The organism is Sinosporangium album (assembly GCF_900100605.1).
GTDB classification, from domain to species: Bacteria; Actinomycetota; Actinomycetes; order Streptosporangiales; family Streptosporangiaceae; genus Sinosporangium; species Sinosporangium album.
In genome coordinates this window covers 180,573-197,004 of the sequence record NZ_FNCN01000009.1, presented here as the reverse complement: position 1 = coordinate 197,004, position 16,432 = coordinate 180,573, and the positions used below count along the sequence as shown (strand labels likewise).

At 69.5% G+C, this 16,432-nt stretch carries 16 protein-coding genes; 8 read left to right on the top strand and 8 right to left on the bottom strand.

Annotation, left to right across the window (positions count from 1 at the left end; all coding sequences use genetic code 11):
• Positions 1-71: 71 nt before the first annotated feature.
• Positions 72-1,412: an ABC1 kinase family protein gene (locus BLQ73_RS12085; RefSeq protein WP_093170488.1), complete on the top strand. Its 1,341-nt coding sequence runs from the start codon at positions 72-74 to the stop codon at positions 1,410-1,412.
• 227 nt (positions 1,413-1,639) lie between these two features.
• Here BLQ73_RS12085 and BLQ73_RS12080 read toward each other — a convergent pair whose 3' ends face one another.
• From BLQ73_RS12080 to BLQ73_RS31180, 3 genes are all read right to left on the bottom strand, one after another.
• Complete coding sequence (locus BLQ73_RS12080) at positions 1,640-1,834, bottom strand: hypothetical protein (protein WP_093170487.1); 195 nt, start codon at positions 1,832-1,834, stop codon at positions 1,640-1,642.
• A 36-nt stretch (positions 1,835-1,870) separates the two neighbouring features.
• The gene (locus BLQ73_RS12075; RefSeq protein ID WP_093170562.1) at positions 1,871-2,140 is read right to left on the bottom strand and encodes a WhiB family transcriptional regulator; all 270 of its coding nucleotides are present in this window, start codon (positions 2,138-2,140) and stop codon (positions 1,871-1,873) included.
• Between the two features lie 135 nt (positions 2,141-2,275).
• Positions 2,276-2,884, bottom strand: coding sequence for a hypothetical protein (locus BLQ73_RS31180; RefSeq protein WP_143020217.1), 609 nt, complete (start codon positions 2,882-2,884; stop codon positions 2,276-2,278).
• 299 nt (positions 2,885-3,183) lie between these two features.
• Here BLQ73_RS31180 and BLQ73_RS32270 point away from each other — a divergent pair, with 299 nt between their 5' ends.
• The gene (locus BLQ73_RS32270; protein ID WP_176955388.1) at positions 3,184-3,336 is read left to right on the top strand and encodes a hypothetical protein; all 153 of its coding nucleotides are present in this window, start codon (positions 3,184-3,186) and stop codon (positions 3,334-3,336) included.
• Between the two features lie 195 nt (positions 3,337-3,531).
• On the opposite strand, the gene BLQ73_RS12065 is transcribed toward BLQ73_RS32270, so the two are convergent.
• Positions 3,532-4,233 carry a hypothetical protein gene (locus tag BLQ73_RS12065; RefSeq protein WP_218125793.1) on the bottom strand — a complete coding sequence of 234 codons (702 nt, stop codon included), beginning with the start codon at positions 4,231-4,233 and terminating at the stop codon, positions 3,532-3,534.
• Positions 4,234-4,272: 39 nt separating this feature from the next.
• Between BLQ73_RS12065 and BLQ73_RS12060 the strand changes: the two genes are divergently transcribed.
• Positions 4,273-4,899 carry a TetR/AcrR family transcriptional regulator gene (locus BLQ73_RS12060; RefSeq protein WP_093170485.1) on the top strand — a complete coding sequence of 209 codons (627 nt, stop codon included), beginning with the start codon at positions 4,273-4,275 and terminating at the stop codon, positions 4,897-4,899.
• Positions 4,900-5,120: 221 nt separating this feature from the next.
• Here the strand turns inward: BLQ73_RS12060 and BLQ73_RS12055 are convergent, their stop codons facing one another.
• On the bottom strand, positions 5,121-6,005 hold the full coding sequence (locus BLQ73_RS12055; protein ID WP_093170484.1) for an acyl-CoA thioesterase: 885 nt from the start codon (positions 6,003-6,005) through the stop codon (positions 5,121-5,123).
• The gene (locus BLQ73_RS12050) at positions 6,002-8,059 is read right to left on the bottom strand and encodes an ATP-dependent DNA helicase UvrD2 (RefSeq protein WP_093170483.1); all 2,058 of its coding nucleotides are present in this window, start codon (positions 8,057-8,059) and stop codon (positions 6,002-6,004) included. The genes BLQ73_RS12055 and BLQ73_RS12050 overlap by 4 nt, the downstream gene beginning before the upstream one ends.
• A 198-nt stretch (positions 8,060-8,257) precedes the next feature.
• Between BLQ73_RS12050 and BLQ73_RS12045 the strand changes: the two genes are divergently transcribed.
• Positions 8,258-9,166 (top strand): alpha/beta hydrolase, encoded by a 909-nt coding sequence (locus tag BLQ73_RS12045; RefSeq protein WP_245691021.1) that lies wholly within the window; start codon positions 8,258-8,260, stop codon positions 9,164-9,166.
• 120 nt (positions 9,167-9,286) lie between these two features.
• Complete coding sequence (locus tag BLQ73_RS12040) at positions 9,287-9,526, top strand: mycoredoxin (protein ID WP_093170482.1); 240 nt, start codon at positions 9,287-9,289, stop codon at positions 9,524-9,526.
• A 160-nt stretch (positions 9,527-9,686) separates the two neighbouring features.
• On the opposite strand, the gene BLQ73_RS34590 is transcribed toward BLQ73_RS12040, so the two are convergent.
• Positions 9,687-10,745: an SdrD B-like domain-containing protein gene (locus tag BLQ73_RS34590; RefSeq protein WP_176955387.1), complete on the bottom strand. Its 1,059-nt coding sequence runs from the start codon at positions 10,743-10,745 to the stop codon at positions 9,687-9,689.
• Positions 10,746-11,302: 557 nt separating this feature from the next.
• On the opposite strand from BLQ73_RS34590, the gene BLQ73_RS12030 reads away from it, so the two are divergent.
• A complete protein-coding gene (locus BLQ73_RS12030; protein ID WP_176955386.1) occupies positions 11,303-11,995 on the top strand; it encodes a L,D-transpeptidase family protein in 693 nt (230 codons plus the stop codon).
• Between the two features lie 70 nt (positions 11,996-12,065).
• On the opposite strand, the gene nudC is transcribed toward BLQ73_RS12030, so the two are convergent.
• Entirely contained in the window at positions 12,066-13,037 is a 972-nt protein-coding gene (nudC, locus tag BLQ73_RS12025; RefSeq protein WP_245691020.1) for an NAD(+) diphosphatase, read from the bottom strand.
• A 397-nt stretch (positions 13,038-13,434) separates the two neighbouring features.
• Between nudC and BLQ73_RS12020 the strand changes: the two genes are divergently transcribed.
• Both BLQ73_RS12020 and BLQ73_RS12015 read left to right on the top strand, forming a co-directional pair.
• Entirely contained in the window at positions 13,435-14,652 is a 1,218-nt protein-coding gene (locus BLQ73_RS12020) for an ATP-grasp domain-containing protein (protein ID WP_245691019.1), read from the top strand.
• The gene (locus BLQ73_RS12015) at positions 14,649-16,403 is read left to right on the top strand and encodes an IucA/IucC family protein (protein ID WP_093170477.1); all 1,755 of its coding nucleotides are present in this window, start codon (positions 14,649-14,651) and stop codon (positions 16,401-16,403) included. The genes BLQ73_RS12020 and BLQ73_RS12015 overlap by 4 nt, the downstream gene beginning before the upstream one ends.
• The last annotated feature ends 29 nt before the right edge of the window (positions 16,404-16,432 follow it).

The following is a 16,432-nucleotide window of genomic DNA, read 5'->3' as shown; positions in this document are numbered from 1 at the left end:
CCATACGATCGAAGCGAAAGGAGGGAGCGGCGTTCCGGCCGAACTCATACCAAGCCACGCCGCGGACAAATGTGAGTGACCTTCCCCGCCGCGCTGTCACGCGCTCCGCGAAACTCGCCGCTCTCCCCCTCGGATTCGCCAGTCGTACGGCTCTCGGCCTGGGCAAGCGCATCGGCGGAAAGTCCGCCGAAATCGTCGCCCAGGAGATCCAGCAACGCACGGCGGAGCAGATCTTCAAGGTGCTGGGGGAGCTCAAGGGCGGCGCGATGAAACTCGGCCAGGCGCTCTCCATTTTCGAGGCGGCCCTGCCGCCTGAGATCGTGGGCCCCTACCGGGCGACGCTGACCAAGCTTCAGGACTCCGCGCCACCGCTGCCGGTGGCGACCGTCCACTCGGTGCTCACCGAGCAACTCGGCGACGACTGGCGCGACTATTTCATCTCGTTCGACGACTCGCCCGCGGCGGCGGCGTCGATCGGCCAAGTGCACCAGGCGGTCTGGCACGACGGCCGCGAGGTCGCCGTGAAGATCCAATACCCGGGCGCCGGTAAGGCACTGCTGTCTGATTTCAAGCAGCTCTCCCGGGTGAGCAAGCTTTTCTCGGTGCTGTTCCCCGGGCTCGACATCCAGAGCGTCCTTGCCGAGCTCCGTGAACGGCTCGCCGAAGAGCTCGACTACATGCGCGAGGCCGAGGCGCAGCATGCCTTCGCCACCGAGTTCGCGGGCGACCCCGATTTCCTCGTGCCCGACGTCGTCGCGGCCAACGAGCAGATCCTGGTCACCGAATGGGTCAACGGCACGCCCCTGTCACGCGTCATCACCGAAGGCGACGGAGAGCAGCGTGACCGCGCTGGCCTGCTGCTCGTGCGTTTCCTGTTCTGTTCCCCCGCGCGGGTCGGCATGCTCCACGCCGACCCCCACCCCGGCAACTTCCGCCTCACCGCCGACGGACGGCTGTGCGCGCTCGACTTCGGCGCGGTGAGCAGGCTGCCCGACGGCTATCCGCCCGCCTTCGGCAGGCTCACGCGCCTTTTCAACAGCGGCGACATGGAAACCGTGGTGGAAGGGCTGCGCGAAGAAGGCTTCATCCTGCCGCATATCGACATCGACGCCGACGCGCTCCGAGGCTTCCTCGCGCCCTACGTCGAGCCGACCCAGGTCGAGGAGTTCACCTTCAGCAGAGAATGGCTCCAGCGCCAGGCCGCCACCGCGGCCGACCTGCGCCCGACCAACGTCGTGCGCCAGCTCAACCTGCCACCGACCTACGTACTGATCCACCGCGTCCACGCCGCCGGCGTCGGCGTGCTCTGCCAACTCGGCGCCACGGCCCGCTTTCGCGACGAGGTCATCCGCTGGGTCCCCGGTTTCACTGACGGAGACGAACAAGGCACGCCGGTCCCCGCTCTGACCTGACCCCGACGCCCCCCGTCCCCTCCGACCACGAGCCCTGCCCCCGGTCTCCCCTTCGACGTGGACCCGACGGCCGGCCCCCTGTCCGCTCTGGCATGAGCCATGCGGAAGGCCCCCGCCAGTCGGCCGTGGGGACTGGTGGCGGGGGCCTGTGGGCTTGTGCCGTCGGTCGACGGGGGTTGGGGCGTCCCGCTGCACGGGTGGGTGGGACGCCCCGGTGGTCGGCCGTTTTATACCAGCCGTTGTAGTGCGTTGCGTAGTCGCATGGAGGCGCGTTCGGCGTCGCGTCGAGCTCGGTTGACGGCGCGGACGCGTGCGATGACGCGTTGCTCCTCCGCCTCGCGGCGGAGCGTCTGTATTCGGTCACGCACCAGGTCTTCATACATGGAAGACGCTTCGGCGGTCCGCGCGGTACGGGTGCTCATGTCGGTGGTCCTTACTGTTATGGCGCTGGTTGGTGGTCAGGCTGCGACTGCGGTCTTGCGGGGACGGCCCCTCGGGCGCTTCCTCGGTACGACGGCGCCCCGGAGGATCAGCTCGCCGCCCCATACTCCCCAGGGCTCCCCACGCTCAAGTGCTCGCGCGAGGCACGCCTTCTGGATCGGGCATCCCCCACAGAGCGCTTTGGCGAACTCAACATCGTCAGGGGATTCGGCGAACCACAGGTCAGGGTCGGTACGACAGGGGATTTCGGCTTCGTCGATCAGGTCCATGATCGTCTTGGCCCCCATCTGCGTCACCTTTCTTCAGGTGTGAATTATTTGATCTTGCTGTTGTCAACCTCGCGGGTGGGTCAGGGGGACGCGGACAAACAAGAAGGCCGCGGATCCTGTTTGTGGATCCGCGGCCTGGAGGCTCAACACCGGTCAGGTTATGGCCGGAGGTCTCCAGGTGTTTGGATCGCACTGCTGCGTAGGACGCAGCCCACCGTTGGCGGTCTGCTGCTTCGGCTCGTCAACGAGCCCACCCGTGGCGGGCAGGACTCCATCGACGTCGCCGGGCAGGTTGTCGGCTTCGGCGTCGCCGAAGGCGGCGACGGCGCTGCCGTCATAGGCGGTTGCATGGGCAGTGGTTGCCTCGGCGTCTGCGGGCGCCTCGGCGACCACAGCGTTGATCGCTGCCTCGGCTTCGATCGGCAGGAGAGCGTCGGCCGACTCCGGGGCGGAGCTCGGCACGGCGGTCGTCGGCAGGACGCCTTCGTGCGACGCCGCGGCTTGCGCGAGCAGATCCCTGCCTGCGCGCGAGACCAACTCCACATGGCGGAGTTTGACGAGGCTGAAGCTGCGACGACTGCCACCTGTGGCGGCGGGCGGTGCGATCGTGAGCGACGGAGTCGCCAACGTGGCTCCCGACGGCGCACAGGTGACCGGACGCGCGGCGAAACCGGCGGCCGAGGTCGAGACGCTGACTCCCGACATGCCAAAGAGGCGCGCAGAGGCGAGCCACGGCATTGTCGAAGTCACGTAGTTCTTCACCGGGGACTCACCTCCACTCTGGGATCGTCGGACGATAGGCCGTCCGACTCGCTTGACCATGACCCTAAGCCCCTGTACCAGCAGCGGGCAACTTATTTTCTACCTGGTGTTTTAGGTTCTTCGCCACACGGATCACACCCTCTCGGAGGGTTCTCCCGAGGGCGTAATGATCTCTCTTCGACGCGAACCCCTTACGCTCCAGGCACTCCCGTTCCCCCAGATAACCGCCAAATGCCGACATATACACAAACAAGGCCATTCATCACCACAACAATGGAGGTCCGGCAGAGCCTTCAAATATGGCCGACACCAACGCCGACACCAACGCCGACACCAATAGGTCCATGCCTCCCGGGGCGGCGGGCGCCGTAGGAACAGGCGCTGAAGGAACGGGCGTCGCAGGCCTCTCGGACGACGCCGCGTCCACCGCGCCCCGCCCCTTCCCGGGCTGACCTCGCCCCGAAGCCCGGGACCGTACGCGAGACCAGGAAGCCCCTGTACGTTCACCCGGTCGACACACGCCCCCCAACGCGTAGGCGATTCACGAGGGGACGGTTCCACCGGAAGTTTCACGTGGCGCATGCGGTTCCGCGGGCGGCGAAGCGGCATGCCGGGGCCGGAGGCCGGCCGGACGGCCGGACGGCCGCTCACCCGGCGGCAATGCGGGAGCCGAGGCCCGCGGAGGTCGGCTTCAGCCGGATCAGCACGATGCCATAGGCGACGATCCAGACGACCCACAGCAGCCAGCCGACGAGGCCGAGCAGGCCGAGAGGGCCGGATCGGTCGATGACCAGCGGGGCGAGGGTAGCCGAGCCGAACATCAGGGCGGCCGACAGCAGCCCGAGGACGCCGTGCCACGGGCGGGTGAGCCCGGCGCGCAGGCCGGCGACGGACAAGCCGACGAGCGCGACGGCCAGGAAGGTGCCATTGAGGGTGAACAGCGCATCGTGGAACTTCCAGAGCACGGCATTCCCGGCGGTGCCGTACGGGGAGGCGGCTGCGAGACCGAGGCGCACGGCGATGATTCCGGCGAAGGCGATGTTCTGCATAAGGATGCCGCCGAAACCAACGAGCGACCACGCCTCGGTATCGGCGTGCCCATGCCGGCGAAGGACGGCGACCGCGCCCGCGCCGAAGAGCGTGGCGAACACCCATGCGAGCGGGGTCAGGGCGGAGGCGAGGCCGACGACGCCGCCCTGGGTCTCGAAGAACACGTCGACCTTGTCGATGTAGGTGCCGACGGTCGGCAGGCCGGCCGGGACCGCGATCAGGTTGCCGGTGACGATCGCGGCGGCGAACGCGATAGCGCCCACGCCGGCGACACGGGGGAAGTTGAATAAACGAGACATATATTCATTATAAGTAGCGTAAAGCCATAGAGTGCAACCATGAACGCCGAGCTGGGGAAGCGCCGCTACGACTCGTTGCGACGGGCGACACAGGCGCAGGAGACCCGAGCGGAGATCGCCCGCGCCGCCCTTCTGCTGTTCGTTTCGCAGGGGTGGGCGGCGACGACGGTGCGCGACGTGGCGCGTGAGGCGGGCGTCTCCGTGCCCACCGTCTACGCGGTGTACGGCAACAAGGCCGGGCTGACCCGGGCGCTCGCCGACGCGGCCGACCTGTCCGCCGAGGCCCCGCGGATGCTCGCCGAGCTGGAGGCGCCGGAGGCGGGCCCCGAGCGGCAGCTCGCCGCGATGGCGGGTTACGACAGGCGGCTGTTCGAGCGTGCCGGTGAGGTCATCACGCTGATACGCGAAGCGGGGCGCACCGAGCCGGGGCTGGCGACCGCGTACTCCGACGCGCGACGGCGGGGGGACGAGACCAGGGTGCGGGTGTTCTCCTCTTGGCCGTCGGGTGTGCTGCGCTGCGGCCTCGACGTGGAGTCCGCCGTCGACGTCTACGCCGCCATATGCAGCATCGACGTCTACACCACGCTTACGGATGAGCGTGGCTGGCCCGCCGACCGGGTCGAGCGGTGGTGGAGTGAGGCGCTCGCGCGCGAGCTTCTGGCCTGAGGGCTCTCACGCGCGAGCAGGTCACGCCAGCCGGAAGCGGTGTACGGCGCAAGCCGACTGGGGCCGACGTCCTCCGAGCCGGCATGGCTCGGAGGACGTCGGCGATAGGGCCTCCGCCGGGAGGCGGCGAGCACCATAGGAACGAGCGCCGCAGGAACGAGCGCCGCAGGAACGAGCAGAAACCGACCCCGCAGAGGCGGACACCGCGGGAGGCGGTGGCGTCAGCGGCCGGGGCGCGCGTCGCCCACGCGGATGAGGCATTCCTGGACGACGGACACGGCGAGGTCCCCGGTCGGGGTGAACATGTGGCCTCGGGCGAGGCCGCGGGCTCCGCCGGACCAGGGGGACTCCTGGGCGTAGAGGAACCAGTCGTCGGCGCGGAGAGGGCGGTGGAACCACATGGCGTGGTCGAGGGAGGCGCCGCTGACGTCGGGGGTGCCCCAAGCCAGGCCGTGGGCGGCCAGGACGGTGTCGACGAGGGTGTAGTCGGAGGCGTAGGCGGCGAGGACGACGTGGAGGAGGGGGTCGTCGGGCAGGTCGGCGTCGTATTTGAACCAGACGGTGGTCTCGGGCGACTTCAGCGCCGGGACGTCGGGGCTCTCCCCCATGAGGGGGGTGACGTAGCGCATGTCGACGGGCCGCTCGCGGGTGAGCCAGTCGTGCCAGGCGGGGTTGTCGATGCAGAGGTTCTCGGCGCGTTCGGTGAAGGTGGGGAGGGCGTCGGGGTGGGGCACGGGCGGCATGGCGGCGGCCTGGTGCTCGACGCCGGGTTCGGAGATGTGGAAAGAGGCCGACATGGTGAAGATGGCCTTGCCGTGCTGGATGGCGACGATCCTGCGCGTGGTGAATGATCGGCCGTCGCGGACGCGCTCGACGTTGTAGACGATGGGCACGGACGGGTCGCCGGGCCGGATGAAGTAGGCGTGGAGCGAATGCACGTGGCGGCCTTCGGGCACGGTGCGCCCGCCCGCGACAAGCGCCTGGGCCGCGACCTGGCCTCCGAAGACACGCTGGATGCGCTCCTTGGGGCTGCGTCCGCGGAAGATGTCGAGTTCGAGCTGCTCCAGGTCGAGCAGGTCGAGCAGTTCCTTGAGCGCGTCGTTCACGAGACCTCCCGATCGCGGCAGAGGTTGAGGACCGCCTCGCCGTACCGGTCAAGTTTGACGCGCCCGATGCCCGTAATGCTGAGCAGGTCCCGTTCAGTGGTGGGGGCACGTTCCGCGATGGCCTGCAGTGTGACGTCGGTGAACACCACGTAAGGGGGGACTCCGGCCTCTTTGGCGGTGGCCATGCGCCAGGTCTTGAGGGCTTCGAGCAGGCCCTCGTCGTAGTCGGCGGGGCAGCCGGCGCAGCGGCCCAGTTTCTGCTCGGGCGCGGCGACGAGGGTTTTGGAGCAGACGCGGCAGTGCATCGGTGTCGCGAGGCGGGGGCGTTCGCGGGCCGGGGTGGACGGCTGGGCGGCCCGGTGGGCCGGGCGGCCGGTCAGGCCGGCGAGGAAGCGTGACGGCCGCCGGCCGCGGCGACCGCCCGGCGAGCGGGCCAACGCCCACGACAGGCCGAGGTGGGCCCTGGCCCGGGTGATGCCGACGTAGAGCAGGCGGCGTTCCTCTTCGAGCTGGTCGGGGGTCTCGGCGTAGATGATCGGGAGTGTGCCGTCGGTCAGGCCGACCAGGAACACCGCGTCCCATTCGAGACCCTTGGCCGCGTGGAGTGAGGCGAGGGTGACTCCTTCGACTGGCGGGGCGTGCTGTTCGGCGGCGCGGCGCGACAGCTCCGCCACGAAGGCGTGCAGGTCGGCCCCTCCGGCCGCGAGGTCTTCGGCGAGGTCGGCGAGCGCCTTGAGCGATTCCCAACGTTCGCGCGCGGTGCCGCCGCCCGGCGGTTCGGGCGTGAGGCCGATGCCGGACAGGATGTGGTGTACGGCGGGAGCCATCGCGTCCCCTGCGTCGGCCGACCGGGTGGCGCCGCGCAGCAGGACGACGGCCTGACGCACCTCGGGCCGTTCGAAGAACCGGTCGGCGCCGCGAAGCAGGTAGGGGATGCCCGCTTTGGCGAGTGCCTGCTCGTAGGTCTCGGATTGGGCGTTGATCCGGAACAGGACGGCGATCTCGCGGGCTTTCACGCCCTTGTCGAGGAGGGCGCCGATGGCGCGGGCGACGCCGGCGGCCTCGGCCTGCTCGTCGTCGTATTCGCTGAAGGCCGGTTCGGGGCCGTCGGGCCGCTGAGCGATGAGTTCGAGTTTGTGCGGCGTCCTCGCCGCGGAGATCACCGTGTTGGCGAGGCGGACGACCTGCGGAGTGGAGCGGTAGTCGCGGACCAGCCGGATGACGGTCGCGCCCGGGTGCTCGATGGCGAAGCCGGTGAGGTAGCGGGGGGTGGCGCCGGTGAAGGAGTAGATCGTCTGGTTGGGGTCGCCGACGACGCACAGGTCGTCCCGCCCGCCGAGCCAGGTGTCGAGCAGCAGTTTCTGCAGCGGGTTGACGTCTTGGTATTCGTCGACGACGAAGTGGCGGTATTGCCCGCGGATCTGGGCGGCGACCTCGGCGTGTTCGGTCATGACGGCGGCGGTGAGTTCGAGGATGGTCTCGAAGTCGACGAGGTGGCGCTCGCGGCGGAGCCGCTCGTATGCCTCGTAGAGCCGGACGACCTCGTCGGCGGGCACGGGGGGTGTACGGCCCGCCTTGGCCACGCCCGTCTTATAGTCCTCGGGGCTGAGCTGGGTGACTTTGGCCCATTCGATCTCGGCGGCGATGTCGCGGAGCTCGGCGCGCTCGGGGCTCCGCCGTACCACCCTGCACGCTTCCACGAGAAGCGGAAGTTTCGATTCGATGACGGAGGGCGCCTCGCCGCCGATGACGCGCGGCCAGAAGTAGGTGAGCTGACGCAGGGCGGCGGCGTGGAAGGTGCGGGCCTGCACGCCGGGGGCGCCGAGTTCGGCGAGGCGCCGGCGCAACTCCCCGGCGGCCCTCGTGGTGAACGTCACCGCGAGCACGCTCTGGGCCTCGACGACGCCGCTGCGGACGGCGTGGGCTATGCGGTGGGTGATGGCGCGGGTCTTGCCGGTGCCCGCCCCCGCGAGAACGCACACGGGGCCGGAGACGGCCTCGGCGACCGCCGTCTGCTCAGGGTCCAGACCGGAAAGCGCGTCGTCGTGGGGCACACGAAGCTCCTTACGGTCGTCGTACGGGTCCTACGGGACCATCCTTCCAGGAGATCACCTCAGGTCGTGCGGGGAGACAGCACGCGACATGCGGTCTCCAAGGTGCAAACTCTTGGTCATGTCCCCCACAATGGGGGGCGTCTCGGTAAACGTGGGGGAAGGACGAGGTCTGTGCGAACTGCGGTTATGTTGAGTGCTTTGGCACTCACCACCGTGGCGATCATGCCGACGGCAGCGCAGGCGTCTTCGACACAATGGGGTGAGCCGACTCCCCCGCCTCCGCCCGTCACTTCCGGCGCGATCGATCCCCCGCCGGGCACCTCGGTGACCGAGGTGTCCTATGGGCCGCACCGCAGACAGAAGATGGACATCTGGTGGCCGACGGACGGCGGCCAGAAGCGGCCGGGCGTGTTCCTGATCCACGGCGGCTGGTGGTCCAGCGGCGACAAGAAGTACATGACCGAGATCACCCGCAGCTACACCGAGCTCGGCTACACGGTCTTCAACCTCAACTACCGCCTGTCCGGCGACGCGGCCTGGCCGGCGCAGCGCGTCGACGCGCTCGACGCCATCGCCACGGCGCGGCGGCACGCGGCGCGGTGGGCGTTCGACCCGGACAACTACGTGATCGTGGGCTTCTCCGCGGGCGGCCATGTGGCGGCCTCGGTCGGAACGTACGGCAACGGCGTCCCCGGCCTCAAGGGGGTCGTCGGCGTCTCCCCGGTCGTGTCGCCGCTGCGCGCCTACCAGGACGGCGCCGACACGCTCGACCCGCTCAAGGTCCGTCTGCGCGACGCCGCGATCCGCCTGGCGGGCGGGTGCGAGCCGAAGGGCAGGTGCTCGCGCGTCTGGGCGAGCATGGAGGTGTCGTGGCACGCCAGCCGCGGTGACGCGCCGATGTTCTCGGTCCACTCCGAGGACGAGTTCGTCCCGCCGCGGCAGAGCATGGCGCTCAAGTCGGCGCTCAACAAGGCCGGTGTCAACATGACCGTGCGTTCGGTGCCCGGCACGGTCCACAGCTCACCGCTCTACCGCACTTTCGGTGTGGCCGACGAGGTGCAGCGCTGGATCAGCCGACGGGTCAGCGACACCCGCTCCGACCGCTAAAACCGGGCATTCGACATTTTCTGGACTATACAGGCGTTCGGGACTTCTCCCCGGGAAGATGACAGCCTGTCGCTTTGTTACCAGTGAGCGCCAACGCCGGATGGACGCGAAGGGAAAGTCATGGCGCTCACGGTCTACACCACCAGCTGGTGCGGTCCCTGCAAGCGGCTCAAGAGCCAGCTCACCCGCGAGGGCATCTCGTATCGTGAGATCGACATCGAGGCCAACCCCGAAGCGGCCTCGTTCGTGATGAGCGTCAACAACGGCAACCAGGTCGTTCCCACGGTGCTCTTCCCCGACGGCAGCTCGGCCACGAATCCCTCGGTCATCGAGATCAAGGCCCGGCTCACCACCGTCTGACCGCCCGCCGCCCTCGGCGGCGGCCCGTGCGTACGGCAGTGCGTACGGCACCGCCGTACGCACTGCCGAGCCCCTGAGAACGCGCCCAGCGCGGTCGGCTCGAAGCCGACCGCGCCGGGATCGTTATGCCGTGGCGGTCACATGTGACCGTTCGGCGTCACTACTGGTGGTGTTCACCATGGTGGTGACGGTGGTGGTGCGGGTGGTGCCGGTGGTGGTGCCTGTGGTGGCGGTGCCCGTGGTGGGCATGCCGGTCATGGTGAGCGTGGTGCCCGTCGTGGCGGAAGCCTTGGAGCCGACGCTCGTACCAGACCTTCTTGGCGCCGCAGTTATGACCGCTGCAGCTCCGGACGTGGCCGCCGCGGCCGTGCCTGCGCAGCGAGGGCTTCTCGCTGCGGACGTGGTGGCCGCCGCCGCCGTAGCTCACCCAGCCGCGCTTAATCTCATCGCGGTACCCGTGCTCGGCGTGGCAGTGGCCCCGGTTGCAGTGCTGATGGTGATGGTGCTGGTCCCTGTGGTGATGGTGACGGTTGTGGTGATGGTGGTGTCGCGGGTGATGGACGTGGTGGTCACGCTCATGGTGCTTGTGACGGCAGTCCTTGTGATGCGTGCCGTTCGGGTCATTGTGGAAACCGGCGTCCACGAAAGCCGTACGGCCTGACCGCGCCTTCACCCAGATGCACTTGCATTTGTTGACGTGCGAATGCCTGCTCTGCTTGACCGGGTGTAGATTCTCGCCCCTGACTTCGGACGGAAGGTTACGGGCTTCGCGCGGCTCGAAGCAGATCTCGAAGGATCCGTCGTCGGAAATCGCGAGCCTGAATTTACCGTCGCGGTCGGTGGTCGTTTCCCCGGCCTCGTCCTCGTTCTTGTCCTTCGCCACGACCTTGACGTTTTCGATGCCGGGCTCGTCCCTGTCGCGCTCGCCGTTCTTGTTGGCGTCGAACCAGACGATGCCCTCGACGTGCGATTCCCGGTCGGAATCAGCGGGCCGCACGGCGGAAGAGCGTACGGCGATCGCGCCGTTCGCCGCCTTGAAGCCGACGGCCTTGAAGGTCCCGGCCTTGGCACCGGCGGTATGGATGGTCGCGGCGCCGGTCGCGGCGAAGGCGGCGTTGTGGCCGGCCCCCAGCGCGAGAACGCTCGCGAATGCGGCACCAGCAAGGGTAGCGAATACCTTCTTGCCACCGCCGCCCGCGAATGTAGGAGTTATACCCATAATTGCTGTTCCCCCGATCAGCATGGATAGGGCGTCAATATCGCTTCTGTGCCCGTAGCAAGGTCAACAAAACACCTCTTATTCTTTTTATACTCCCCCGAGCGATATTCGGAAATGGCGAACATTCCCCTATCCCACTGTGAAATGATTGCGTAGGACACTTCACGTGAAATCGCCATTTATGCGCACGATTCGGACAGGTCGAACAGGATAATCGGGACAAGGATTCAAGAACTTCCGATTGCGGAATAACCCCATCCAGCCCGCTCTATGGTCGTTGATCATCATCGCCAGTGATATAGACGGCCACGCGCTGGCAGAAGACGACAAATCTGGATCGAGGAAGTATGCGCAGACAGGATTTCCTTAGAACAGCGGAGTCGCATAAGGCCGCGCCGCACCACCGGTCGACCCGCCACAGAAATCACCGACGAACCCACGGAAAGCTTCACGCGGACCGATCCGCGGCGTGCTCGGCGGCCGAGCGCGCTCAGCGTGCCGGTGCGGGCGGTCCGTGCGTTCCACGCCCGCCCGGAGCATGGGCCCGCCGCTGGTCGTTGCTGCTCGCCTCGACCACGCTGACGGGCCTCCCTCTGCTGGCCGTCGCGACGGAGGCCGCGGCGACCTCACGCCCACGGCCGACCCTGTTCCAGGGCGACTGCGGGCGGATCGTCGCCGATCTCCAGCGCCGGCTGATCAGACTGCGCTACGCCCCGGGATATGTGACAGGGTGCATGAACCCGTCGACCATCATGGCGGTGTGGGCTCTGCAGAAGGCGAACCGCCTGAGGCCGACCGCGGCGGTCGGCCCGAAGACGTGGCGGGCGCTGGACCGCGGACGCGTGCCCCGGCCACTGGTGCGGACCGCGGCGGCGCCCAAGCGGGTCGAGATCAACCTGACCCGCCAGCTCATGCACGTCTACCGCAGGAACAGGCTGGCGCTGACGACCCACATCTCCACCGGGGCGCAGCGGAGGTACTGCCACAACGGCCGCTGCGGCTACGCCATCACCCCGGTCGGGGACTACCGGGTCTACCGGCAGAACAACGGCTGGCAGACGGGGCCGCTCGGCAGTATGTACAAGCCCATGTATTTCCGCGGCGGCATCGCGATGCACGGGTCGACGTCCGTGCCGCTGTATCCGGCGTCGCACGGGTGCGTGCGCCTGCCCCTCAACGTGGCGCACAACCTGCACCACCTGGTGCACAAGGGGCAGCCGGTCTATGTGCGCAGGCCGCCGCGGCGCTGAAGCCGTACGCGACCTGCGCCGCTCACCGGACCACTCATCGGACCACTCATCGGACCACTCATCGGACCGCTCACCAGTCGCCGGTGAGTTTTTCGCCGAACCAGGTCTCGATCAAGCGCCGCGCGATCGAGACCTCGGGCGGGAGCCGTACCTCGCCCGAGGCGAGGGCGTCGGCCAGCTCGGCGCGGGTGAACCAGCGGGCCTCGGCGATCTCGTGGGGGTCGCAGCGCACCTCGGTGGTGACGGCGCGGGTGAAGAACCCGAGCATCAGGCTGCGCGGGAACGGCCACGGCTGGCTGCCGAGGTAGCGGGGGGACGTCACCGCGACGCCGACCTCCTCGGCGACCTCCCTGATCACCGCGCGCTCCAGGGACTCACCCGGCTCGACGAACCCCGCGAGGATCGAGTAGCGGCCCTGCGGCCAGTTCGGCCCCCGCGCCAAGAGCACGCGATCCTCGTCGTCGTGGACCAACATGATCACCGCGGGGTCGACACGGGGGAAGTGCGTGCTGGCGTCGCGCGGGCACAGGCGGGTGGCGCCCCCACCGGCGATCTTCGTACGGCTGCCGCAGCGCGGGCAGAACTCGTGCGTGGCGTGCCACGCCTCCAGGGCGACGGCGTAGACCAGCAGGCCGGCGTCCCTGTCTCCGAGGAGGGCGCCCGCCCGGCGCAGCCCGAGGGCGACCGCGCGGTCCTCGGGGACGGAGCCGGGCGAGACCGGGTTGAAGACCCGCGTCTGCGGCTCGCCTTGGCCGGGTAAGGGGGCGGACACCGCGAAGTAGGCGACGCCGCCGTCGCCGACGCCGAGCAGGTAGTGGGGGCCGGGGGGCGCCTCGGCGGGACCCAGCAGCTCGATCGCGAACTCGTCGCCCGTCCTGCGGACGAGGGTGCGGCCTTCGTGGATCACAAGGACCCTGCTGCGGTCGTCGGCCCACGCCCGCTTGAGCCACTCGTCGTCGTCTCTGAGCGCCGCCGACCGGTCGACGGCGCTGCGCGCGAGGAGCAGCGGTCCGATGAGTTCTTCTTCCGCTGGAATTTCCACGCGCTTCCCTTCCCACAGACCCGACCATCCTAGAAGGTCGCCATAGCGATCAGGCCCTCCAGACATAGGCCGCCATCAGCACAGTTATCGCGATACGCCGACATATCCGCGTAATTGCGGGCATTCCCCGCCCTCTCCGACACCCTCTCCGACAGCCTTGCCGGCGGGGCCCGCACCCACCCGAACGAACCGCCCGCCGACACCCCCAGCGGTCCCGCCCCACTAATGCCGACCCCCGACGCCGACCGGTGACGCCGACCGGTGACGCCGACCAAGAACCCGGAAAAAGCACCTCCAGGGAGCGGCACGATGATCTAGGGCAGACTATGATTCCATGAGTTAGGTTAGCCTTACCTGAGCTCGCAGAGGTGTCCCGTTGCGGTTGTATCTCACCACGATGAAAACGACCGGCTCGGTCACCGACGGGTTCCTGCCCGCCGCCCGAGCACTCGGCCGCGAGGTGACGATCCTCACCGACCGGCCGGACGACTACAGAGCCATGGGCGCCGAGGTCATCGGCTGCGACGTCCGCGACCCCCGAGCCGTGATCGACGTCATCGCCCACCACCACGCCCCCGAGGCGGTGTTCACCAACTCCGACCACATCCAGGCCGAGACCGCGCTGGCCGCCTCCTACTTCGGGCTGCCCGGCAAAGACTGGCGCGCGTGCGCCACCGCCAAGAACAAGGCGCTCATGCGGCGCGAGCTCGCCAGGGCCGGGGTCGAGACCGTGCGTTCGGCGCGGCTGTCCCCCGGCGACGCCGTACCTTCCGACGTGCCGCTGCCCGCGGTGGTCAAACCCCGCGAAGGGGTCGCCAGCGAGGACGTCGTCTACGTGGAGACCTCCGCCGAGCTGGCCGACGCGGTCCAGGCCATCCGGGCCCGCAGACCCGGCGAGTCGCTCGTGGTCGAGGAATACCTGGCCGGGCCGCTGCACACCCTGGAGACGCTCGGCGCGGACGGCGGCGCGGAACCTCTGGTCCTCGGCGGGTTCACGACGACGCTCGGGCCTCTGCCGTACTTCGTGGAAGAGCGGCTGGACTGGCACCCCGACGGGCCGCACGAGCATGTGCTGGGCGCCCTGCGCGCTCTCGGGGTGGGGTTCGGGGCGTGCCACACGGAATACGTCGTCACCGAGAGCGGCCCCCGCATCATCGAGATCAACTACCGGCTGATCGGCGACGACTGCGACTTCCTCCTCGCCGACCTGCTCGGGGTGCCGCTGCACGAGTGGATCCTGCGGGTGCACCTCGGCGAGGGGCTGCCGACCGCGCCACCGAGCCCCCCACTGAACGGCGCAGCCAACACCACAGCCAACGCCACGGCCGGCGCTACGGCCGGAGGCACCGCCAACCGCGCGGTCCACGGCGCGGCACTCGGCCTGGTCGCCGACCGCGCCGGACTGGTGACCCGCGCGGCGCCCCCGGTCGACTCCGAGACGGCCGGGCCGGTGCGGCTGTGGCACCGGCCGCTGCGGGCCGAAGGCGACAGGATCGAGCACACCGGCACCAACCGCGACTACCTCGGCCTGCTCCGCGTGATCGGGCCGGGCCGCGCCGAGGTCGACGCGGCCGTCACGGCGTTCCAGACCACACGGGGGTGGACCATCTCATGAGCGCGCGCGAGACCTATCTGGCCGCCAGAGTGCTGAACGCCCTGCTGCGCGAGGACTACGGCGGGCTCGGCAGGCGCGTCACCCGCGACAAGGTCGGCGTGGAGCTGGTGCTGGCCTCGGGAAGGATCGTACGGCTGTCGCCAGGCTCGCTCTACCAGGACTTCGTGGTGGGCGCCGACGAGTCGCTGACGCTCAACGAGGTGCTCGCGACGCTGTGGGCCGTGGCCGATCCGGCCGACGAGGCGGGGGTGCTGGCCTTCGCCGAGGAGTGCCGCGAAGCGCTGGCGAGCCTGCGGCTCCACGACGAGCACAGCCCCGGCGTGCTGGCCGCCCTGCGGGACGACCCGCGGGAGTCGCTCATCGCGCGCGAGACGGTGGCGGCCTTCGTGGACCACCCCGTCTATCCGACGGCCCGCGCCCGTACCGGCCTCGGCGCGGGCGAACTGGTCGCCTACGCCCCCGAGTTCGCGCCGAGGTTCGCGCTGCGCTGGGCGGCGGTCCCCCGCGAACGGGTGCGGCAGGCCGGCGGCGCGGACACCCTCGGGGTCGAGGCCGCCGACGTGGGGCTGCCGCCGTATATCTCGGGCACGCACGCGCTGTTCCCCGTGCATCCGCTGACGGTGCCGGCGCTCGCCGAGATACCGGGCGTCGTGGTGGCGCCGGAGGCGCGTGCCCTGGTGCGCCCGACGCTGTCGATGCGCACGGTGGAGCTGTCGCCACGCACCCATCTGAAGCTGCCGCTCACCACGAGCACGCTCGGGCTGCGCAACCGCCGTTCCATCAAACCCGGCACGCTGGCCGACGGCGCGGCGGCGGAGCGGATGCTGCGCGAGGTGCTGGCGGCCGAACCCGGGCTCGCCGTGTCGCTGGGAGACGAGCAGACGTACGCCCACGCGGGCCACGAATACCTCGGCTGGCTGCTGCGCCGCCTCCCCGAGGGGGAGATCGTGCCGGTGGCGTCGCTGCTCGCGCCCTCGCCCCGGGGCGGCACGGTGCTGGCGGAGGTCGCCGCCTCCCGCGCATGCGGCGACGAGGCGGCCCTGGTGGAGGGCTATCTGCGGCTGCTCATGCGCTGGAATGTGACGCTGTTCGTGAAATACGGCGTGGCGCTGGAAGCACACCAGCAGAATCTCTCGCTGGTGTACGGCGACGGCCCGCCTCGCCTGCTGGTCAAGGACAACGACGGCCTGCTGGCCTCCCCCGCCCGGCTGCGCATGGCCGGCATCACGGTGCCGTCGTTCACCGACGAACGCATGCTGACCGACGACCCGCACGCGCTGGCAGACGTCTTCGTGACGATCACACTGCACCTGGCCGCCGCGGCGATCGCGTTTCACGCGCTGCCGCACGCGCGGGCCTCGGCGCTGGTGCGCGGCACGCTGACCGAGGCGCTCGACGAGCACGGCGACGACCCGATGGCCCGTCTGCTGCGGGCGCGCACGCTGGACGCGGCCCGGCTGATCGGCAAGTCGATGGTCACGGCGGGCACGCTGGTGGACAAGGCGCGCAGCGGCGCCCGCGACGTCAACAAGTTCTACGGGACCAGCGGCCCCAACTATCTCCGCCGGCCGCGCGGCGGCGCGCATATGGACCGCTGTGGTCCTTTCGCGCTGGTTCCCCTGCACGAGCGCCGCGAACGGCAGGAGCCCGCCCCCGAAGGGCGGCACACGCCCGCGCGCGGGCCAGGGCACGGGCCGGGGCACGGGCAGGGGCACGGGCAGGGGCACGGCGTGTCCGGGCGCGTCTCGTAGCACGGCTTCTCCTGACAGGACTTCTCACG